We start from the raw sequence: 19,311 nt of genomic DNA, 5'->3' as shown, positions 1-19,311 counted from the left end.
GAGTTCTCAAACAACCGACACACACCATCCGAAAGCCGGAACCCTTCGTCCCGACCCCGTCCGGGGCAACCCTTCAACCTTACCCGAACCGATCCGCCCCGTCAAACTCGATCTCAGAGATCCGAGCGGTGGGACCGACCGTCTCGAGCTGATCGGGCACATAACTGTACCTGATCCAAGAGGTCTGTGGGAAGTCCGCTCAGCGAGACCGGCCACTGTTCCGGATCGTGCCGGTCTGGTGTCCGTCGCTCCCTGCCGGGCGAACGACCAGAACATTACACACCCTCTGACCCGCACGACAAATGCGCAGGTCAGAGGGTGTTTCGTCAGTCGACGACGGCGACGGCGAGGGTCTTCTTGCCGCGCCGCAGCACGGCATAGCGTCCGTGGAGCAGGCGCTCCGCCGCGAGGACGTCCTCGTCGTCCGAGACCTTGACGTTGTTGACGTAGGCACCGCCGTCGGCGATCGCCCGCCGGCCTGCCGCCTTCGACGGCACCAGGCCGCTGTCCACGAACGCGTCGAGGACGCTGGCGCCCGGCCGGACGACGGCGCGCGGCAGCTCGGCCGTCGCGGCGCCGAGCGTGCCGGCGTCCAGCTCGGTCAGCTCGCCCCGCCCGAACAGGGCCTGACTGGCGGCGATGACGGCGTCGGTCGCCTCCTGGCCGTGCACCAGCGACGTCACGTCGTTCGCGAGGGTGCGCTGCGCGACCCGGGCGAAGGGGCGCTCGGCGACCTCCCGCTCGAGCTCCTCGATCTCCGCGCGGCTGCGGAAGGTGAAGATCTTCAGGAAGCGGACGACGTCGGCATCGGACTGGTTCAGCCAGAACTGGTAGAAGGCGTACGGGCTCATGAGCTCGGGGTCGAGCCAGACCGCGCCGCCCTCCGTCTTGCCGAACTTGGTCCCGTCGGCCTTGGTGATCAGCGGCGTGGTCATGGCGTGCACCGCGACACCCTCGGTACGCCGGATCAGCTCGACACCCGACAGCAGGTTGCCCCACTGGTCGTTGCCGCCGGTCTGCAGGGTGCAGTCGTAGCGCCGGTACAGCTCGCGGAAGTCGATCCCCTGGAGGATCTGGTAGCTGAACTCCGTGAACGACAGTCCTTCGTCGCTGCGCAGACGCCGCGCGACGGTGTCCTTGGCCAGCATCGTGCCGAGCCGGTAGTGCTTACCGACGTCCCGCAGGAAGTCGATCGCCGACAGCCCGGACGTCCAGTCGAGGTTGTTCACGACGCGGGCGGGGTTGTCCCCCGTCAGGTCGAGGAACCGGGACACCTGTGCGCGGATCTTCTCGGTCCACTCCGCGACGGTCTCCTTGGTGTTGAGGACCCGCTCCCCGGACTCGCGCGGATCCCCGATCATCCCGGTGGCGCCGCCCACGAGCGCGATGGCGCGGTGGCCCGCGAGCTGCAGGTGCCGCAGCAGGATCAGCTGGACCAGGTGGCCGTGGTGCAGGCTCGGCGCGGTGGGGTCGAACCCGCAGTAGTACGTGACCGGCCCCTTCGAGAGTGCCTCGCGCAGCGCGGCCTCGTCGGTGGACTGCGCCACCAGGCCTCGCCAGTGCAGCTCGTCGAGAACGTCGGTCACCGTGGTGCTCCTTCAGGTCAGCAGAGACGGCCCGGACGGGCCGACCCCCCTAGTGTGCCCGACGTCCACGGGCGTCTCCGAGGACGTGTCCCGGCGGAGGGTTGCCGGAGGGTCAGGGGGTCACCGCACCCGCCCGGCCACCGGGCGGTAGGCGGAGACGGTCGGCTCGTCGACCAGCCAGGACCGCCAGCCGAACCGCGCAGGATCGGCCCCCTCGCCGCTCACCCCGACGCGCGGACCGGTCGCGACGGTCCGCGGCAACGGGTCCACCGGCAGCTGGACGACGACCGTCCCCGACGGTTCGGTGACGTCGCGGGCGTCGTCCTGCAGGTCGAGCGCCATCGCGACCGCGAGCCGCGCCGGTCCACGGGCGATCTGACGGGCTGAGTCGCACCGGCCGGCGGCCTCGCGCCGTCCCTGCGCCAGCGGCTGTCCCTCGACGACCTCGCCGGCCCGGACGAGCACCGCGGCCGCCTCGCCGACGGGTCCGCACACGATGTTGACGCAGTGGTGCAGGCCGAGGTGCCGGTAGACGTACAACCGGCCCGGGCGTCCGAACATCGACCGGTTGCGCGCCGTCGGCCCCCGGAAGGCGTGCGACGCCGGGTCGTCGGCGCCGCCGTACGCCTCGACCTCGGTGATGCGCAGCGTCACGTCGCCGTCGGGGTGCCGGCGCACGAGATAGGCGCCGAGCAGGTCGCGAGCCACGTCGTGCACGCTGCGGGCGTACCAGGACGTCCCGGGGACCTGCCACGGCACCGCGGCGGCCTGCTCGTGCGTCGAGCTGCTCATGACGCCTCCTTCGCCCGGGCGGGTCCGCGCAGCCGCCCGACACCGTCGAGACGCACGTCGGCCCGCTCGCGCGTCTGCTCAGCAGCGTAGTGCGCGGCCTCGTCGCGCATCCACCGCACCCAGTGTCCCCGCTGCCCCTCGCCGTCGCGCTCGAGACCCCGGCGCAGGCGTTCGTCGTCGTCCGCCTCGACCCAGACGCGCAGCGCGGCCCACGGGTCGACACCGCGGGCGGCGGCCCCGCACCCCTCAATGACGAGGACCGGCGCCGGGGGCACCGTGTGGCTCTCGGCCCAGGTGCCCTCGATCCAGTCGTACCGGCGGTACTCCCCCGGCCGGCCCGCGGCGAGCGGGGCCAGCACGAGGTCGGCCAGTCGCCGGGCGCCCCCGTCGGGCCCGTCCTGCCATCCCTCGTAGAGGTCGTCCATGTGCACCACCTGGGCGTCGAGCTCGACGGCGAGCTGGACGGCGAGGGTCGACTTGCCGGACCCGGCCGGCCCGTCGACGCACACGAGCCGGGTGCGGCGCCACGCGGTCGGCGCACCCGGTCCGGGCACCCGGGGCGCCGCGGCGTGGACGCGGTGCACCAGCACGGCGAGCACGTCCGGGGTGACGGTCACTCAGCCCTCGGCCCAGAAGCGGAACTCGGTGGCTCGTTCCTTGGCCGCGTCGAGCTGCTCGGCCACCCGCGCCGGCGCGGTCCCGCCCACCGCGTCACGGGAACCGACGGAGCCCGCCACCGAGAGCACCTCGCGCACGGCGGGGGTCAGGTGCTCCGAGATGCCGGACAGGTCGTCGTCGGACAGGTCCCACAGCTCGATGTCGCGGTCCTCGCACACCCGCACGCAGGTCCCGGCGACCTCGTGCGCGACCCGGAAGGGCACGCCCTGGCGCACGAGCCACTCGGCGACGTCCGTCGCCAGCGAGAAGCCCTGCGGGGCGAGCTCGGCCATCCGGGCGGTGTCGAACGTCAGGGTCCGCACCATCCCGGCGAAGGCCGGCAGCAGCACCGTGAGCGTGCTCACCTGGTCGAAGACCGGCTCCTTGTCCTCCTGCAGGTCGCGGTTGTACGCCAGCGGCAGGCCCTTGAGCGTCGTGAGCAGGCCTGTGAGGTCGCCGACGAGCCGCCCCGACTTGCCGCGCGCCAGCTCGGCGATGTCCGGGTTCTTCTTCTGCGGCATGATGCTCGACCCCGTCGACCAGGCGTCGTCGAGCCGGACGAACCCGAACTCCTTGGTGTTCCACAGGATGATCTCCTCGGAGATCCGGGAGAGGTCGATACCGATCATCGCCGCGACGAACGCGAACTCGGCCACGACGTCCCGCGCCGCGGTCCCGTCGATGGAGTTCTCCACGGGGCCGTCGAACCCGAGCCCCTCGGCCACCGCCGCCGGGTCGAGACCCAGGGAGGAGCCCGCGAGCGCCCCGGAGCCGTACGGCGACCGGGCCGCCCGCACGTCCCAGTCGATGAGCCGGTCGACGTCGCGCAGCAGCGGCCAGGCGTGCGCGAGCAGCTGGTGCGCCAGCAGCACCGGCTGGGCGTGCTGCAGATGGGTCCGTCCCGGCATGACGGCCTCGCCGGCCGCCTCGGCCTGCGTGATGAGCTCGTCGACGACGGTCACGACCTGCTCGGCGATGACGCGGGCGTGGTCGCGCAGGTACATGCGCACCTGGGTGGCGACCTGGTCGTTGCGCGACCGTCCGGCGCGCAGCTTGCCGCCCAGCTCGTCGCCGGCCCGCTCGAGCAGGCCCCGTTCCATCGCGGTGTGCACGTCCTCGTCCTCGGGTGCCGCGACGAACGCGCCTGAGGCGACGTCCTCGGACAGCCGGTCGAGCGCCTCGTGCATGGCGGTCAGCTCGTCGTCGGTGAGCAGACGCGCCGCGTGCAGCACCTGGGCATGGGCGCGCGACCCCCGGATGTCGTACGGGGCCAGCGCCCAGTCGAAGTCGGTCGACTTGCTCAGCCGTGCCAGCTCGGGAGCGGGGCCGCCGGCGAAACGGCCGCCCCACAGGGCGACCGGCCCCTCGCTCGGGACGCCGTCGGGCAGGCTGTCGTCGTTCCTCGTCACAGCGTCCCCGTCCCGAGGTCCGGGCCGTTGCCGAACCGCTCGTCGCGGGCGGCGGCCTGCTTGGCGGCCAGCCCGTAGATCTCGATGAAGCCCTTGGCGTGCGACTGGTCGAAGGCGTCGCCCTCGTCGTAGGTGGCGAGGTTGAAGTCGTACAGCGACGCCTCCGAGCGGCGGCCCGTGACGGTGGCCCGGCCGCCGTGCAGCACCAGACGGATGTCGCCGGAGACGTACTTCTGGGTGTCTGCCACGAAGGTGTCCAGGCTCTTCTTCAGCGGGGAGAACCACATGCCGTCGTAGACGAGCTCGGTCCAGCGCTGCTCCACACCCTTCTTGAAGCGGGCCTGCTCCCGCTCGAGGGTGACGTTCTCCAGCTCCTGGTGGGCCGCGATGAGAGCCATGGCGCCCGGCGCCTCGTAGACCTCGCGGGACTTGATGCCCACGAGGCGGTCCTCGACGATGTCGATGCGGCCCACCCCCTGGGCGCCCGCCCGGCGGTTCATCTCCTCGATGGCCTGCAGCGGCGTGACGGCCACGCCGTCGAGCGCCACCGGCACACCGTGCTCGAACGTGACGACGACCTCGTCGGCCACCGGCGGGAACGTCGGGTCGTCGGTGTAGGAGTAGACGTCCTTGGTGGGCTCGTTCCAGATGTCCTCCAGGAACCCCGTCTCGACGGCGCGGCCCCAGACGTTCTGGTCGATCGAGAACGGGTTGTTCTTCGTCGTCGCGATCGGCAGGTCGTGCTTCTCGGCGTAGTCGATCGCCTTCTCGCGGGTCAGGGCGAGGTCCCGGACGGGGGCGATCGAGGTCAGCTCCGGCGCCAGCGACGTGGTCGCCACCTCGAAGCGGACCTGGTCGTTGCCCTTGCCGGTGCAGCCGTGGGCGACGGTGGTCGCGCCGAACTGCCGGGCGGCGCGCACCAGGTGCTTGACGATGACCGGGCGGGAGATGGCCGAGACCAGCGGGTAGCGGTCGAGGTAGAGGCCGTTGGCCTGCAGGGCGGGCATGCAGTACTCGTTCGCGAACTCGTCGCGGGCGTCGGCGACGTAGGCCTCCACCGCGCCGCAGTCGAGCGCGCGCTTGCGGATGACCTCGAGGTCCTCGCCGCCCTGGCCCACGTCCACGGCGACGGCGACGACCTCGGCCCCGGTGGCCTCGGCGATCCAGCCGATGGCCACGGAGGTGTCCAGGCCGCCCGAGTAGGCGAGCACGACGCGATCAGTCATGAGGGTCTTCTTCCTTGCGTTGCGGTCGATGTCGAGTCTGGCAGGCTCAGGCGTCCTGGGGCGCCGTGAGCTCGAGGAACCGGCGGGCGAGCTCGTCGCCGCCGGCGGGGTCGCGGCCGATCACGAGGATCGTGTCGTCCCCGGCGATGCAGCCGAGGACGCCCGGGAGGACGGAGTGGTCGATGGCCGAGGCGAGGTAGTTGGCGGCGCCCGGCGGGGTGCGCAGCACCACCTGGTTGCCGGACGACTCGGCGGAGACCAGCAGGTCGGCGCAGAGCCGGGCCAGACGCGCCGCGAGGTAACCACCGTCGTGGCCGTCCACGCCGGCGGCCCGCACGCTGCGGTCGCCGCCCTCCCCCGGGACGGCGTAGACGAGGGCGCCGGACGCGCTGCGGACCTTCTCGGCCCGCAGCTCGATGAGGTCGCGCGAGAGCGTCCCCTGGGTGACCGACAGCCCCTCGCCGGCCAGCTCGCGAGCGAGCTCTGCCTGGGAGTGGATCGCGGTGCGCTGCAGGATCTCGGTGATGCGGGCGTGGCGGGCCGCCTTGGTGGTGGGCGCGTGGCCGGGCGAGGTGGTCATCGGTCCTCCAGCAGGAAGGTCAGCACGGCCTTCTGGACGTGGCGGCGGTTCTCGGCCTCGTCCCACACCTTCGACCGGGGTCCGTCGATCACGTCGGCGGCGACCTCCTTGCCACGGTACGCGGGCAGGCAGTGCAGGAAGATCGCGTCGGGGGCGGCCGAGTCCATCAGCTCCGGCGTCACCTGGTACGGCAGGAGGTCGGTGGCCCGCCGGGCCGCGGAGGCCTCGGAGCCCATGGAGACCCAGGTGTCGGTGACGACGACGTCGGCGCCGGCGACGGCGGACGTCGCGTCGGTCGTCACCGTGACGGACCCGCCCGTGGTGGCGGCGATCTCCTCGGCGCGGCGCACCACGTCGTCGTCCGGCAGGTACCCCTCGGGGCCGGCCACGCGGACGTGCAGCCCGGCCGTCGCCCCGCCCACCAGGTACGAGGCGCCCATGTTGTTCGCGGCGTCGCCGACGTAGGCGAGCCGCTGGCCCGCCAGTGCGTCCAGGCCGCCGCGGTGCTGGGCGACCGTGAGCAGGTCCGCCAGGATCTGGCACGGGTGGAACTGGTCGGTCAGCGCGTTGACGACCGGCACCTGTGCGACGGCCGCCATCTCCTCGATCCGCTCCTGGCCGAAGGTCCGCCACACGATCGCCGAGACCTGCCGTTCCAGTACGCGCGTGACGTCCGCGACGGACTCCCGCTCGCCGACCTGTGCGAGCCGTCCGTCGACGACCATCGGGAAGCCCCCGAGCTCGGCGACCCCCGCGGAGAACGACGTCTGCGTGCGCAGGGTGGGCTTGTCGAACAGCAGGGCGACGCTCTGCGGGCCGGCGAGCGGCGCGCGTGCGTACGGCGACTCGCGCAGGTCGAGCGCGAGCCGCAGCACCTCGCGCTGCTCGGCGGGCGACAGGTCGTCGTCGCGCAGGAAGTGGCGGGGCATCTCAGCCCTCCTTCGGGGGCTCGGGCACGGCGACCTCGGCGAAGAACCGTGCGGCGTCCAGGGCCTGGTCCGTGGTGAGGATCAGCGGCGGGGCGAGGCGGACGGCGTCCGGGGCGACCGGGTTGACGATGAACCCGGCCTCGAGCGCGGCCGTCGCCACCTGCGCGGCCACGGGTCGGGTGAGCTCGACGGCCAGCAGCAGCCCGCGTCCGCGCACGCCGGCGACGAGCGGGTTGCCGGCGGTCGTGATCGCACGGCGCAGGGTCTCGCCGACCTGCCGCACGTGCGCCAGCAGGCGGTCTCGCTCGACGACGCCGATCGTGGCCAGCGCCGCCGCGGCCGCGACGGGGTTGCCACCGAAGGTCGTGCCGTGCTGGCCGCGGCCGAGCAGCGTGGCGGCACGCTCGCCGTAGGCGATGACCGCGCCGATCGGGAACCCGCCGCCCAGACCCTTGGCGAGCGTGACGACGTCGGGCACGACGCCGGCGCCGATCTCCGGCTGCTGGTAGGCGAACCAGGACCCGGTGCGCCCCACGCCCGTCTGGACCTCGTCGAGCACGAGCAGCGCACCGGCGTCGTCGGTCAGCCGGCGGGCGAGGGCCAGGTACCCGGCGGGCAGCTCGCGCACCCCGGCCTCGCCCTGCACCGGTTCGACCACCAGCGCGGCGACCTCACCGCGTGCGGACACGGCGGCCGGCGAGAACGCCTCCTCCAGCGCGGTGGTGTCCCCGAACGGCACGTGCTCCACGCCGCCGGGCAGCGGCTCGAAGGGCTCGCGGTAGGCCGGCTTGTGGGTCAGGGCGAGCGCCCCCACGGTCCGGCCGTGGAAGCCGCCCTCCAGGGCGACGATCCGGGGGCGACCGGTGCGCCGGGCCATCTTGAACGCCCCCTCGTTGGCCTCGGTCCCGGAGTTGGCGAAGAAGACCCTGGACCCCGACGGCGCCTCGGCGAGCGCCAGCAACCGCTCGGCGAGCGTGATCTGCGGGGGGGTGCCGAAGAAGTTCGACACGTGGCCGAGGGTCCCCATCTGGGCACTGACGGCGGCCGTCAGCGTCGGGTGAGCGTGCCCGAGGGAATTGACGGCGATCCCGGCCAGCAGGTCGAGGTAGCGCTTGCCGTCGGCGTCCCACACGTAGGCGCCCTCGCCCCGCACGAGGATCCGCTGCGGCGGACCGAACGTGTCCATCACCGCACCGGAGTAGGCGTTCTGCCACTCCTGGGTGGTCAGGTCGCGGCGCGCGGACATCTCGCTCATCCCTCCTCCCCCGTCGGGTTCGGGACGACCATGGTGCCGTTGCCGCGTGCGGTGAAGACCTCGAGCAGCACGGAGTGGGGCTGGCGACCGTCGATGACCGAGGCGCGCGGCACACCTCCCTGCACCGCCCGCAGGCAGGCCTCCATCTTCGGGACCATGCCGGCGCTGAGCGTGGGCAGCAGGTCGTGCAGGTCGCCGGCGGTGATCTCCTCGACGAGCGAGCCGCGGTCCGGCCAGTCGGTGTACAGCCCCTCGACGTCGGTCAGCACGATGAGCTTCTTGGCCCCCAGCGCCACCGCGAGCGCCGAGGCCGCGGTGTCGGCGTTGACGTTGAGCACCTGGGTGGGGTCGTCGACGTCGGGGGCGACGGTGGACACCACCGGGATGCGTCCGGCGTCGAGCAGGTCCTGCACGGCGCCGGGGTTGACCCGGACGACGTCGCCGACGAGGCCGACGTCGACCGGGGACCCGTCCACGGTGGCGTGCCGCCGGACCGCACCGAACAGCCCGGCGTCCTCGCCCGACAGCCCGACGGCCCGCGGGGCGTGCGCGTTGAGCAGGCCCACGAGCTCACGCTGGACCTGGCCGGTCAGCACCATGCGCACGACATCCATGGCCTCCGGCGTGGTCACCCGCAGGCCGCCGCGGAACTCCGAGGAGATGCCGACCCGCTCGAGCATCGTGGAGATCTGCGGTCCGCCGCCGTGCACGACGACGGGATGCAGACCGACCTGGCGCAGGAACACCATGTCCTGGGCGAAGGCGGCCTTGAGCTCGCCGTCGACCATGGCGTTGCCGCCGTACTTGACCACGACGAGGGCGCCGGCGAACTCCTGCAGCCACGGCAGGGCCTCGATGAGCACCTCGGCCTTCTGGTCGGGGCGCAGGGCGGTCCGGGTGTCGAACGGGGCCGCGGGATCGGTGGTGGGGTCGCTCATGAGGAGTAGGCGCTGTTCTCGTGGACGTAGTCGTGGGTGAGGTCGTTGGTCCAGACGGTCGCGGTCGCGTCGCCGGCGTGCAGGTCGATCTCGACGTGCACCTCCCGGTCGGCGGCGAGGTCGACGAGCTCGCGCGGCTCGCCGACGCCCTGGGCCCGGCACACCTGGACGCCGTTGACCGTCACGTCGAGGGTCAGCGGGTCGTAGGGCGCGACGTCCTCGGGCACCGTGCCGACGGCGGCGACGATCCGTCCCCAGTTGGGGTCGTTGCCGAAGATCGCGGTCTTGACCAGGTTGGACCGGGTCACCGCCCGGGCGACCGCCACGGCGGCCTCCTCCGTGGTCGCGTTGAGCACGGACACGGCGATGTCGTGCCCGGCGCCCTCGGCGTCGCCGACGAGCTGGCGGGACAGGTCGGCGCAGACGGCGGTGACGGCCTCGGTCAGCGCCTGCGCGGTGACCTCGACACCCGAGGCGCCGGAGGCGAGCAGGATCACGGTGTCGTTGGTGGACTGGCACCCGTCGGAGTCGACGCGGTCGAACGTCGAGCGGGTGGCGGCGCGCAGGGCCGCGTCCGCGGTGGCGGGATCCACGACGGCGTCCGTGGTGACCACGGAGAGCATCGTCGCCAGCGCGGGGGCGAGCATGCCCGCTCCCTTGGCCATGGCGCCCACGCTCCAGCCGTCGCGGTCGGCCACGGCCGTCTTGGCGACGGTGTCGGTGGTCATGATGGCGTGCGCGGCGTCGTCCCCGCCGTCGGCGGCGAGCCCGGCCGCGGCGGCGTCGATCCCGCCCAGCAGCGCGGGCATGTCGAGCCGGACGCCGATCAGACCTGTCGAGCACACCAGCACGTCCCCCGCACCGACCTCGTCCTCCGGCGTGGCGGCCGCGGCGGACAGCACGCCCGCGACGTGCTCGGCCGTGCGGTGGGTGTCGGCGAAGCCCTCGGGACCGGTGCAGGCGTTGGCGCCGCCGGAGTTCAGGACCACGGCACGCGCGGCCCCGTCGGAGACCGCCTGCCGGGTCCACAGCACGGGAGCGGCCTGCACGCGGTTGCCGGTGAGCACGGCCGCCGCCGTGCGCGACGGGCCGTCGTTGACGACGAGGGCGACGTCGCGCCCACCGGAGGCCTTCAGTCCGCCCGCGACCCCGGCCGCGCGGAAGCCCCGGGGAGTGGTGACGGTCACGGGGCGACTCCTTCGGTGACGAGGCCGGCGGTCTCGGGCAGGCCGAGGGCGATGTTCATCGCCTGGACGGCCTGCCCGGCGGTGCCCTTGACGAGGTTGTCGATCGCGGTGACCGTGACGACTCGGCCGGCCGCCTCGTCGAGCGCGACCTGGACGAGGGCCGTGTTGCTGCCGATCGTCGCGGCGGTGGACGGCCACTGGCCCGCCGGCAGCAGCTCGACGAACGGCTCGTGGCCGTACGCGGCCTCCCAGACGGCCCGCAGCTCGTCCGCGTCGGCGCCCCGGCCCGGGGCGAACCGTGCGGTGGCGGTGGCGAGGATGCCCCGGGACATCGGCACGAGCGTCGGGGTGAAGCTGATCGTCACCGCCTGCGCCCCGGCGGTGCGCAGGTTCTGCGTGATCTCGGGGATGTGCCGGTGGGTGCCGCCGACGGCGTACGGGGACGCGGCCCCGAGACCCTCGGCCGCGAGCAGGTGCGGCTTGAGCGCCTTGCCGGCCCCCGAGAAGCCGTTGGCGAGCACGGCCACGAGGTCGGTCGGGTCGAGCAGGCCCGCGGCGACGCCCGGCTGCAGACCGAGGGTCACGGCCGTGACGTTGCACCCCGGGACGGCGATGCGCCGGGCGCCGACGAGCCGGTGACGCTGGGTGCCGCCGTCGGCGACGACGAGCTCGGGCAGGCCGTAGGGCCAGGTCCCGGCGTGCTGGGACCCGTAGTAGGCGCGCCAGTCGGCGGCCGAGGCGAGGCGGTGGTCGGCCCCCAGGTCGAGGACGAGCACGTCGTCGGGCAGCTGCGCGGCGATCTCGCCGGAGGCCCCGTGCGGCAGTCCGAGGACGACGACGTCGTGCCCGGCGAGCGCCTCGGCGGTCGTCGGTGCGAGGACGCGGTCGGCCAGCGACCGCAGGTGGGGCTGCAGCGCGCCGAGCTTGCTGCCGGCGTTGGCGTGGGCGGTGAGCGCGCCGATCTCGAGGGACGGGTGCTGCGCGGCGAGGCGCAGGAACTCGCCACCGGCGTACCCGGAGGCGCCGGCGACGGCGACGCGCAGCCGGTCCGGGGTCGAGGGGGTGCTGACCATGGCGCCACTATACATATCTATGCATGCGGCACGGAAACTATTCCAAATGCTGGTCCAGCGGCCGGTACATCACGTGCAGGCCGACGTACCCGTGGGCCGGGCTGCGGAAGGCCCGGGGCACCGTGCCCACGATGTCCCACCCGAGCGACCGCCACAACCGCACGGCGGCCGTGTTGGACTCCACGACCGCGTTGAACTGGATGCCGCGGTACCCCTCGGCGCGGTGCCAGGCGACCACGTGCTCGGCCAGGGCACGCGCCACGCCCCGGCCGCGCGCCTCCGGCGCCACCATGAACGCGGCGGTGCCGACGTGGTCGCCGTGACCGGGCTTGTTCGGCCCCATGCGCGCGGTGCCGAGGACCACGCCGTCCGACTCGGCGAGCACCGTCGCGGCCGGCGGCTCCGCCAGCCACAGGTCGCGCGCCTGCTCGCTCGTGAGGTCGGTGGGGTAGGTGTACGTCTCCCCCTCGCGCACGACCGGCTCGACGACCCGCCACAGGGCGGGCCAGTCGGCCGGCCGGGCCGCCCGGATCGTGGGGGTCGCCCCAGGGGACGCCGCACGGGTGCTCACGACGACATCGTCACACGACACCCGTGAGGCCGTAGTCTCGTCGCATGCGTGCAGTGGTGGCCCGCGCCGCGGGTGGTCCCGAGGTCCTGGAGTCCGTCGACCTGCCCGATCCCGAGCCCGGGCCCGGCCGGCTGCTGGTCCGCGTCGAGGCGGCCGGCGTCAACTTCATCGACACCTACCGCCGGGCCGGCGTCTACCCGATGGAGTACCCGCACGTCGTGGGGGTCGAGGGCGCCGGGGTCGTCGTGGACGTGGGGGCGGAGGTCCGAGGGTTCGCCGCGGGCGACCGGGTCGCCTGGCACGACGCCGCCGGCTCGTACGCCGAGCTCGCGCTCGTGCCGGCCGCCGGCGCCGTGCGCGTGCCCGACGCGCTGGACCTCGAGACGGCCGCCGCGCTCCCCCTGCAGGGGATGACCGCCCACTACCTGGTCGCCTCCACCTTCGAGGTCGGCCCCGGCCACGACGTGCTGCTGCACGCCGGGGCGGGCGGCGTCGGGCTGCTCGCGACCCAGCTCGCCACGGCCCGCGGCGGACGGGTGGTCACCACCGTCTCGTCGCCCGAGAAGGCGGCGCTGTCGCGCGAGGCCGGGGCGGCGCACACGATCGACTACGCCGCGATGGACGACCTCACCGCCGAGCTGCCCGCCGCGGTGCGGCGACTCACCGACGGCGCGGGTGTGCACGTCGTGTACGACGGCGTGGGCCGCGCGACCTTCGACGCCTCGCTGGACTCGCTGCGCCCCCGCGGCACGCTCGTGCTGTTCGGCGGCGCGTCCGGCCAGGTGCCACCGTTCGACCCGCAGCGGCTCAACACCGGCGGCTCGCTGTATCTCACCCGCCCGACGCTCGCCCACTACACCGCCACCCGCTCCGAGATCGAGTGGCGCGCGGGCGAGGTCCTGGGACTCGCCGCCGACGGCGACCTCGACGTCCGCGTGGGCGCCGCCTACCCGCTCGCCGAGGCCGCGGCCGCGCACACCGCCCTCGAGGGTCGCGCCACGACCGGGAAGGTGCTGCTCCTGCCCTGACGAGAGGATCACCGTGCCCGACTGGTCGCCGTCCGACTACCTGCGCTTCACCGACGAGCGTTCCCGGCCCTTCGCCGAGCTCCTCGCCCGTGTGCCCGGCACGCCGCGCTCCGTCCTCGACCTCGGCTGCGGACCCGGCCACCTGGCCGCGATGCTGCGCCGACGATGGCCCGGCGCCGACGTCGTCGGCCTGGACGCGTCCCCCGCCATGATCGACGCCGCCCGCGCCGCCGACCCCGACGGACGCTACGTGCTGGGCGACCTGCGCGACCTCGCCGCAGGCCACCCGCCCACGGGCGTCCCGTCACGCCCGGACCTCGTGATCAGCAACGCGACGCTCCAGTGGGTGCCGGACCACCGGGACCTGCTGCCGGCGCTCGCGGGCCTCGCCCGCGAGGCGTTCGCCTTCTCCGTGCCCGGCAACCAGGACGCACCGAGCCACCGCCTGCTGCGCGAGGTGGCGGCACGTGGACCCTACGCCGACGTGGTCGGTCCCGTGCCCCGACGGGCGGTCGGCGACCCGGCGGACTACCTCGAGATCCTGGCCGGACCGGGTCGCGCGGTCGACGCCTGGGAGACGACCTACACGCACGTCCTTCCCGGCGAGGACCCGGTGCTGCGCTGGATCTCCGCGACCGGGGCGCAGCCCGTGCTACAGGCCCTGGCGGCCCACGACGCCGACCACGGCACCACCCTGCGGGAGCAGTTCGACGCCGAGTACGGTGCCGCGCTGCGCCGGGCCTACCCGCGCCACCCGTACGGGACCCCGCTCGCCTTCCGCCGCGTCTTCGTCGTGGTCACCACCGGGTGACGGCGTCCGGGCGTAGCGTGGCTCCATGGACTCCCCCACCACGGAACGGCCGCTGCGCGTCGCCGTCCAGCTCCAGCCCCAGCACGCCGACTACGGCCAGATCCGCGACGCCGTCCTGCGCGCCGAGGACCTGGGCGTCGACGTCGTCTTCAACTGGGACCACTTCTACCCCCTCTCGGGGGACCCCGACGGCAAGCACTTCGAGTGCTGGACCATGCTCGGGGCCTGGGCCGAGCAGACCGAGCGCGTCGAGATCGGCGCTCTCGTCACCGGCAACGGGTACCGCAACCCGGACCTGCTGGCCGACATGGCCCGCACCGTCGACCACATCTCGGGCGGGCGCCTGATCCTCGGGATGGGGGCCGGCTGGTTCGAGAAGGACTACCGGGAGTTCGGCTACGAGTTCGGTACCGCCGGGTCGCGCATCGCCGGGCTGGCCGAGGCCATGCCCCGCATCCGCCGGCGGCTCGCCGCCGGCAACCCCGCGCCCACGCGCGAGATCCCGATCCTCATCGGCGGCGGCGGGGAGAGGAAGACCTTGCGGATCGTGGCCGAGCACGCCGACGTGTGGCACTCCTTCGGCGACGTCGACACGCTGCGCCGCAAGTCGGCGATCCTCGACGAGCACGGTGCAGCCGTCGGGCGCGACACCGGTCGTCTCGTCGAGCGGTCGGTCGGGGTCCACGGCTCGCCCGCCGCGACCGGGCCGGGTCTGCTCGACGCCGGTGCCACGCTCCTGACCCTGGGCGTCGGCGGACCCGACTACGACCTGTCGAGGGTCGCCGACTGGGTCGCCTGGCGCGACGCCCAGGGCTGAGGCTCAGCGGCCGGTGAGCGTGTGACCCAGCGCGTCCCCCTCGCCGGCCGGCAGCACCCGCAGCCGGCGCGGGACGGCGGCGGTCGCCTCGGCGGCCGCCGCCCGCAGCGACTCCGGGGTGTCGTCGGAGACCCGCACGAACCAGCCCGAGCACTCGTCGAGCTCGCCCCGAGCGAAGGCGACCGCGACGTCGACGGTGCGCTCGACGGGCGTCCACTCCGTACGGCCCTCGTGGGTCCGCATCCCGGCGGTCATGTCCGTGGCCACGACGCCGGGTGCCAGCTCGAGGGTGCGCAGACCCTGGTCGTGGCCCATGGCGTGCAGCTGCTGGCCCAGGCGCATCAGCGCCGTCTTGGACAGGTTGTAGGCGCTGGAGTAGGTCATGTCGTGCGACCCGGCGCCGCTGTTGAGGTCGACGACCCGGCCGCCGCCACGCGCCAGCATGCCCGGCACGACGTGCCGCGCGAGCAGGAACGGACCGCGGACGTTCGTCTCCATCACCTGCCACCACTCCTCGACGTCCGCCTCCCACAGGGGGACCTCGGCGTCGATGCGGCCCGCGTTGTTGACGAGCAGGTCGACCGACCCGAGCTCGTCCTCCGCCTGCCGGACGGCACTCGCGACCGCCTCGGGGTCGGTGACGTCGCAGGGCAGCACGACGGCCGTACGACCCGTCGCACGCACCTGCTCGGCGACCTCGGCCAGCCGGTCGGCGTCCCGGGCGAGGAGCGCCACGTCCAGGCCGGCGTCGGCCAGCCCGAGCGCGACAGCGCGGCCGATGCCGCGCGTCGCGCCGGTGACCAACGCCGTCCGCGCCGCGGGGAGGTCCTGGGGCTCAGCCACGGAGCACCGCCCCCACCCGCTCGGCCGTGACCCGCACCACGCCGTCCCGGGCGGCCCGGACGTCCTCGGCGGTCAGCGTCCGGTCCGCGGCCCGGAGCCGGACCGAGTACGCCAGGGACTTCTTGCCGCGGCCGATCTGCTCGCCCGTGAAGAGGTCGAACAGCTCGACCCGCTCGAGCAGCTCACCCGCTCCCGCCACGACGGCGGCCTCCACGTCGGCGGCCGGCACCGTGGCGTCCACGACGAGGGCGAAGTCCTCCTTGGCCGCGGGAAAGGCCGAGACCGGCGCCGCGACCCGGGGCGACCCGTCGGCGACGTCGACGAGCGCCGTCAGGTCCATCTCGAAGGCGACGGTGCGGCGCGGCAGGCCCAGCTCCTCGAGCACCTTGGGGTGCAGCTCGCCCGCGTGCCCCACGGTCCGGACCTCTCCGTCACCGCCGGCGACCTCGAACCGCGCGCAGCGACCGGGGTGCCAGGGCATGTGGTCGGGGTCGTTCGAGACGACGACCTCGGCACCGGCCAGGTCGGCGACCGTCCGGGCGGCGTCGACGGCGTCGGCCCAGTCGACCGGCCGTCCGGGCCCCCACCATCCGGCGGGGACGCGGTTCCCGGTCAGCACCCCGGCGACGCGGCGCGGCTGGTCGGGTGTGGCGGCGGCGAGCGCCTCGAGCTGGTCCGGCGAGGGCCGCACACCCACCGGCAGCTGCGGCGCCGCCGGGGCGTCGGCGACCGGTCGGGTCACCTGGCCCATCTCGAACACGGCGACGTCGTCGATCCCGCGCGAGACGTTGCGCCGCGCGGTGTCGAGCAGGCTGACCAGCAGCGTGGTCCGCATCAGCGGGCGGTCCTCGGCCAGCGGGTTCGCCAGACGCAGCGCGGTCCGACGCGGGTCGTCGGCGGGCACCCCGAGGGCGTCGAGGTCCTGCTGCCCGACGAACGGGTAGGACAGCACCTCGACCAGCCCCGCGTACACCCGTGAGGCCGTAGTCTCGTCGCATGCGTGCAGTGGTGGCCCGCGCCGCGGGTGGTCCCGAGGTCCTGGAGTCCGTCGACCTGCCCGATCCCGAGCCCGGGCCCGGCCGGCTGCTGGTCCGCGTCGAGGCGGCCGGCGTCAACTTCATCGACACCTACCGCCGGGCCGGCGTCTACCCGATGGAGTACCCGCACGTCGTGGGGGTCGAGGGCGCCGGGGTCGTCGTGGACGTGGGGGCGGAGGTCCGAGGGTTCGCCGCGGGCGACCGGGTCGCCTGGCACGACGCCGCCGGCTCGTACGCCGAGCTCGCGCTCGTGCCGGCCGCCGGCGCCGTGCGCGTGCCCGACGCGCTGGACCTCGAGACGGCCGCCGCGCTCCCCCTGCAGGGGATGACCGCCCACTACCTGGTCGCCTCCACCTTCGAGGTCGGCCCCGGCCACGACGTGCTGCTGCACGCCGGGGCGGGCGGCGTCGGGCTGCTCGCGACCCAGCTCGCCACGGCCCGCGGCGGACGGGTGGTCACCACCGTCTCGTCGCCCGAGAAGGCGGCGCTGTCGCGCGAGGCCGGGGCGGCGCACACGATCGACTACGCCGCGATGGACGACCTCACCGCCGAGCTGCCCGCCGCGGTGCGGCGACTCACCGACGGCGCGGGTGTGCACGTCGTGTACGACGGCGTGGGCCGCGCGACCTTCGACGCCTCGCTGGACTCGCTGCGCCCCCGCGGCACGCTCGTGCTGTTCGGCGGCGCGTCCGGCCAGGTGCCACCGTTCGACCCGCAGCGGCTCAACACCGGCGGCTCGCTGTATCTCACCCGCCCGACGCTCGCCCACTACACCGCCACCCGCTCCGAGATCGAGTGGCGCGCGGGCGAGGTCCTGGGACTCGCCGCCGACGGCGACCTCGACGTCCGCGTGGGCGCCGCCTACCCGCTCGCCGAGGCCGCGGCCGCGCACACCGCCCTCGAGGGTCGCGCCACGACCGGGAAGGTGCTGCTCCTGCCCTGACGAGAGGATCACCGTGCCCGACTGGTCGCCGTCCGACTACCTGCGCTTCACCGACGAGCGTTCCCGGCCCTTCGCCGAGCTCCTCGCCCGTGTGCCCGGCACGCCGCGCTCCGTCCTCGACCTCGGCTGCGGACCCGGCCACCTGGCCGCGATGCTGCGCCGACGATGGCCCGGCGCCGACGTCGTCGGCCTGGACGCGTCCCCCGCCATGATCGACGCCGCCCGCGCCGCCGACCCCGACGGACGCTACGTGCTGGGCGACCTGCGCGACCTCGCCGCAGGCCACCCGCCCACGGGCGTCCCGTCACGCCCGGACCTCGTGATCAGCAACGCGACGCTCCAGTGGGTGCCGGACCACCGGGACCTGCTGCCGGCGCTCGCGGGCCTCGCCCGCGAGGCGTTCGCCTTCTCCGTGCCCGGCAACCAGGACGCACCGAGCCACCGCCTGCTGCGCGAGGTGGCGGCACGTGGACCCTACGCCGACGTGGTCGGTCCCGTGCCCCGACGGGCGGTCGGCGACCCGGCGGACTACCTCGAGATCCTGGCCGGACCGGGTCGCGCGGTCGACGCCTGGGAGACGACCTACACGCACGTCCTTCCCGGCGAGGACCCGGTGCTGCGCTGGATCTCCGCGACCGGGGCGCAGCCCGTGCTACAGGCCCTGGCGGCCCACGACGCCGACCACGGCACCACCCTGCGGGAGCAGTTCGACGCCGAGTACGGTGCCGCGCTGCGCCGGGCCTACCCGCGCCACCCGTACGGGACCCCGCTCGCCTTCCGCCGCGTCTTCGTCGTGGTCACCACCGGGTGACGGCGTCCGGGCGTAGCGTGGCTCCATGGACTCCCCCACCACGGAACGGCCGCTGCGCGTCGCCGTCCAGCTCCAGCCCCAGCACGCCGACTACGGCCAGATCCGCGACGCCGTCCTGCGCGCCGAGGACCTGGGCGTCGACGTCGTCTTCAACTGGGACCACTTCTACCCCCTCTCGGGGGACCCCGACGGCAAGCACTTCGAGTGCTGGACCATGCTCGGGGCCTGGGCCGAGCAGACCGAGCGCGTCGAGATCGGCGCTCTCGTCACCGGCAACGGGTACCGCAACCCGGACCTGCTGGCCGACATGGCCCGCACCGTCGACCACATCTCGGGCGGGCGCCTGATCCTCGGGATGGGGGCCGGCTGGTTCGAGAAGGACTACCGGGAGTTCGGCTACGAGTTCGGTACCGCCGGGTCGCGCATCGCCGGGCTGGCCGAGGCCATGCCCCGCATCCGCCGGCGGCTCGCCGCCGGCAACCCCGCGCCCACGCGCGAGATCCCGATCCTCATCGGCGGCGGCGGGGAGAGGAAGACCTTGCGGATCGTGGCCGAGCACGCCGACGTGTGGCACTCCTTCGGCGACGTCGACACGCTGCGCCGCAAGTCGGCGATCCTCGACGAGCACGGTGCAGCCGTCGGGCGCGACACCGGTCGTCTCGTCGAGCGGTCGGTCGGGGTCCACGGCTCGCCCGCCGCGACCGGGCCGGGTCTGCTCGACGCCGGTGCCACGCTCCTGACCCTGGGCGTCGGCGGACCCGACTACGACCTGTCGAGGGTCGCCGACTGGGTCGCCTGGCGCGACGCCCAGGGCTGAG

Annotated in this window: 20 protein-coding genes; 6 read left to right on the top strand and 14 right to left on the bottom strand. The window is 74.1% G+C overall.

The window, feature by feature from the left end; all coding sequences use genetic code 11:
* Positions 1–326 precede the first annotated feature (326 nt).
* The 12 genes from tyrS to Q6350_RS08965 form a co-directional block, all read right to left on the bottom strand.
* Complete coding sequence (gene tyrS / locus Q6350_RS09020; protein WP_305065968.1) at positions 327–1,586, bottom strand: tyrosine--tRNA ligase; 1,260 nt, start codon at positions 1,584–1,586, stop codon at positions 327–329.
* A gap of 120 nt (positions 1,587–1,706) precedes the next feature.
* Positions 1,707–2,378, bottom strand: coding sequence for a DNA-3-methyladenine glycosylase (locus Q6350_RS09015; RefSeq protein ID WP_171247689.1), 672 nt, complete (start codon positions 2,376–2,378; stop codon positions 1,707–1,709).
* On the bottom strand, positions 2,375–2,995 hold the full coding sequence (locus tag Q6350_RS09010) for a uridine kinase (protein ID WP_304603768.1): 621 nt from the start codon (positions 2,993–2,995) through the stop codon (positions 2,375–2,377). The genes Q6350_RS09015 and Q6350_RS09010 overlap by 4 nt, the downstream gene beginning before the upstream one ends.
* On the bottom strand, positions 2,996–4,444 hold the full coding sequence (argH, locus tag Q6350_RS09005; RefSeq protein WP_304603767.1) for an argininosuccinate lyase: 1,449 nt from the start codon (positions 4,442–4,444) through the stop codon (positions 2,996–2,998).
* Positions 4,441–5,670 carry an argininosuccinate synthase gene (locus Q6350_RS09000; RefSeq protein ID WP_171247691.1) on the bottom strand — a complete coding sequence of 410 codons (1,230 nt, stop codon included), beginning with the start codon at positions 5,668–5,670 and terminating at the stop codon, positions 4,441–4,443. The genes argH and Q6350_RS09000 overlap by 4 nt, the downstream gene beginning before the upstream one ends.
* Positions 5,671–5,716: 46 nt before the next feature.
* The gene (locus Q6350_RS08995) at positions 5,717–6,250 is read right to left on the bottom strand and encodes an arginine repressor (protein WP_304603765.1); all 534 of its coding nucleotides are present in this window, start codon (positions 6,248–6,250) and stop codon (positions 5,717–5,719) included.
* Positions 6,247–7,179 carry an ornithine carbamoyltransferase gene (gene argF, locus Q6350_RS08990; RefSeq protein ID WP_304603764.1) on the bottom strand — a complete coding sequence of 311 codons (933 nt, stop codon included), beginning with the start codon at positions 7,177–7,179 and terminating at the stop codon, positions 6,247–6,249. Before argF ends, Q6350_RS08995 begins: the two co-directional genes overlap by 4 nt.
* A 1-nt stretch (position 7,180) precedes the next feature.
* Entirely contained in the window at positions 7,181–8,434 is a 1,254-nt protein-coding gene (locus Q6350_RS08985; protein ID WP_370375376.1) for an acetylornithine transaminase, read from the bottom strand.
* Positions 8,431–9,372, bottom strand: coding sequence for an acetylglutamate kinase (gene argB, locus Q6350_RS08980; protein WP_305065967.1), 942 nt, complete (start codon positions 9,370–9,372; stop codon positions 8,431–8,433). Before argB ends, Q6350_RS08985 begins: the two co-directional genes overlap by 4 nt.
* The gene (gene argJ / locus Q6350_RS08975; protein WP_305065966.1) at positions 9,369–10,559 is read right to left on the bottom strand and encodes a bifunctional glutamate N-acetyltransferase/amino-acid acetyltransferase ArgJ; all 1,191 of its coding nucleotides are present in this window, start codon (positions 10,557–10,559) and stop codon (positions 9,369–9,371) included. Before argJ ends, argB begins: the two co-directional genes overlap by 4 nt.
* Entirely contained in the window at positions 10,556–11,632 is a 1,077-nt protein-coding gene (gene argC / locus Q6350_RS08970; RefSeq protein WP_305065965.1) for an N-acetyl-gamma-glutamyl-phosphate reductase, read from the bottom strand. The genes argJ and argC overlap by 4 nt, the downstream gene beginning before the upstream one ends.
* Before the next feature lie 37 nt (positions 11,633–11,669).
* Positions 11,670–12,203 (bottom strand): GNAT family N-acetyltransferase, encoded by a 534-nt coding sequence (locus Q6350_RS08965; protein ID WP_305065964.1) that lies wholly within the window; start codon positions 12,201–12,203, stop codon positions 11,670–11,672.
* A 44-nt stretch (positions 12,204–12,247) separates the two neighbouring features.
* Here Q6350_RS08965 and Q6350_RS08960 point away from each other — a divergent pair, with 44 nt between their 5' ends.
* Genes Q6350_RS08960 through Q6350_RS08950 form a run of 3 tightly spaced genes read left to right on the top strand, consistent with a single transcriptional unit; the run spans position 12,248 to position 14,859 of the window.
* Positions 12,248–13,231 (top strand): quinone oxidoreductase, encoded by a 984-nt coding sequence (locus Q6350_RS08960; RefSeq protein ID WP_304607399.1) that lies wholly within the window; start codon positions 12,248–12,250, stop codon positions 13,229–13,231.
* Positions 13,232–13,244: 13 nt separating this feature from the next.
* A complete protein-coding gene (locus Q6350_RS08955) occupies positions 13,245–14,042 on the top strand; it encodes a methyltransferase domain-containing protein (protein WP_304607398.1) in 798 nt (265 codons plus the stop codon).
* 25 nt (positions 14,043–14,067) lie between these two features.
* Positions 14,068–14,859, top strand: coding sequence for an LLM class F420-dependent oxidoreductase (locus tag Q6350_RS08950; protein WP_304603757.1), 792 nt, complete (start codon positions 14,068–14,070; stop codon positions 14,857–14,859).
* A 3-nt stretch (positions 14,860–14,862) separates the two neighbouring features.
* Here Q6350_RS08950 and Q6350_RS08945 read toward each other — a convergent pair whose 3' ends face one another.
* Both Q6350_RS08945 and Q6350_RS08940 read right to left on the bottom strand, forming a co-directional pair.
* Positions 14,863–15,702 carry an SDR family oxidoreductase gene (locus tag Q6350_RS08945; RefSeq protein ID WP_304603756.1) on the bottom strand — a complete coding sequence of 280 codons (840 nt, stop codon included), beginning with the start codon at positions 15,700–15,702 and terminating at the stop codon, positions 14,863–14,865.
* A complete protein-coding gene (locus Q6350_RS08940; RefSeq protein WP_305065963.1) occupies positions 15,695–16,675 on the bottom strand; it encodes a hypothetical protein in 981 nt (326 codons plus the stop codon). Before Q6350_RS08940 ends, Q6350_RS08945 begins: the two co-directional genes overlap by 8 nt.
* A 23-nt stretch (positions 16,676–16,698) precedes the next feature.
* Here Q6350_RS08940 and Q6350_RS08935 point away from each other — a divergent pair, with 23 nt between their 5' ends.
* Genes Q6350_RS08935 through Q6350_RS08925 form a run of 3 tightly spaced genes read left to right on the top strand, consistent with a single transcriptional unit; the run spans position 16,699 to position 19,310 of the window.
* On the top strand, positions 16,699–17,682 hold the full coding sequence (locus Q6350_RS08935) for a quinone oxidoreductase (protein WP_304607399.1): 984 nt from the start codon (positions 16,699–16,701) through the stop codon (positions 17,680–17,682).
* A gap of 13 nt (positions 17,683–17,695) precedes the next feature.
* Positions 17,696–18,493, top strand: a complete 798-nt coding sequence (locus Q6350_RS08930) for a methyltransferase domain-containing protein (protein ID WP_304607398.1) — start codon at positions 17,696–17,698, stop codon at positions 18,491–18,493.
* 25 nt (positions 18,494–18,518) lie between these two features.
* Positions 18,519–19,310 (top strand): LLM class F420-dependent oxidoreductase, encoded by a 792-nt coding sequence (locus Q6350_RS08925; protein WP_304603757.1) that lies wholly within the window; start codon positions 18,519–18,521, stop codon positions 19,308–19,310.
* Position 19,311 lies beyond the last annotated feature (1 nt).

This window comes from Isoptericola sp. b515, from assembly GCF_030588125.1.
In the GTDB taxonomy this organism is placed as follows: domain Bacteria; phylum Actinomycetota; class Actinomycetes; order Actinomycetales; family Cellulomonadaceae; genus Isoptericola; species Isoptericola sediminis.
The sequence above is the reverse complement of the archived record's forward strand: the minus strand, read 5'-3'. Positions and strand labels throughout refer to the sequence as shown.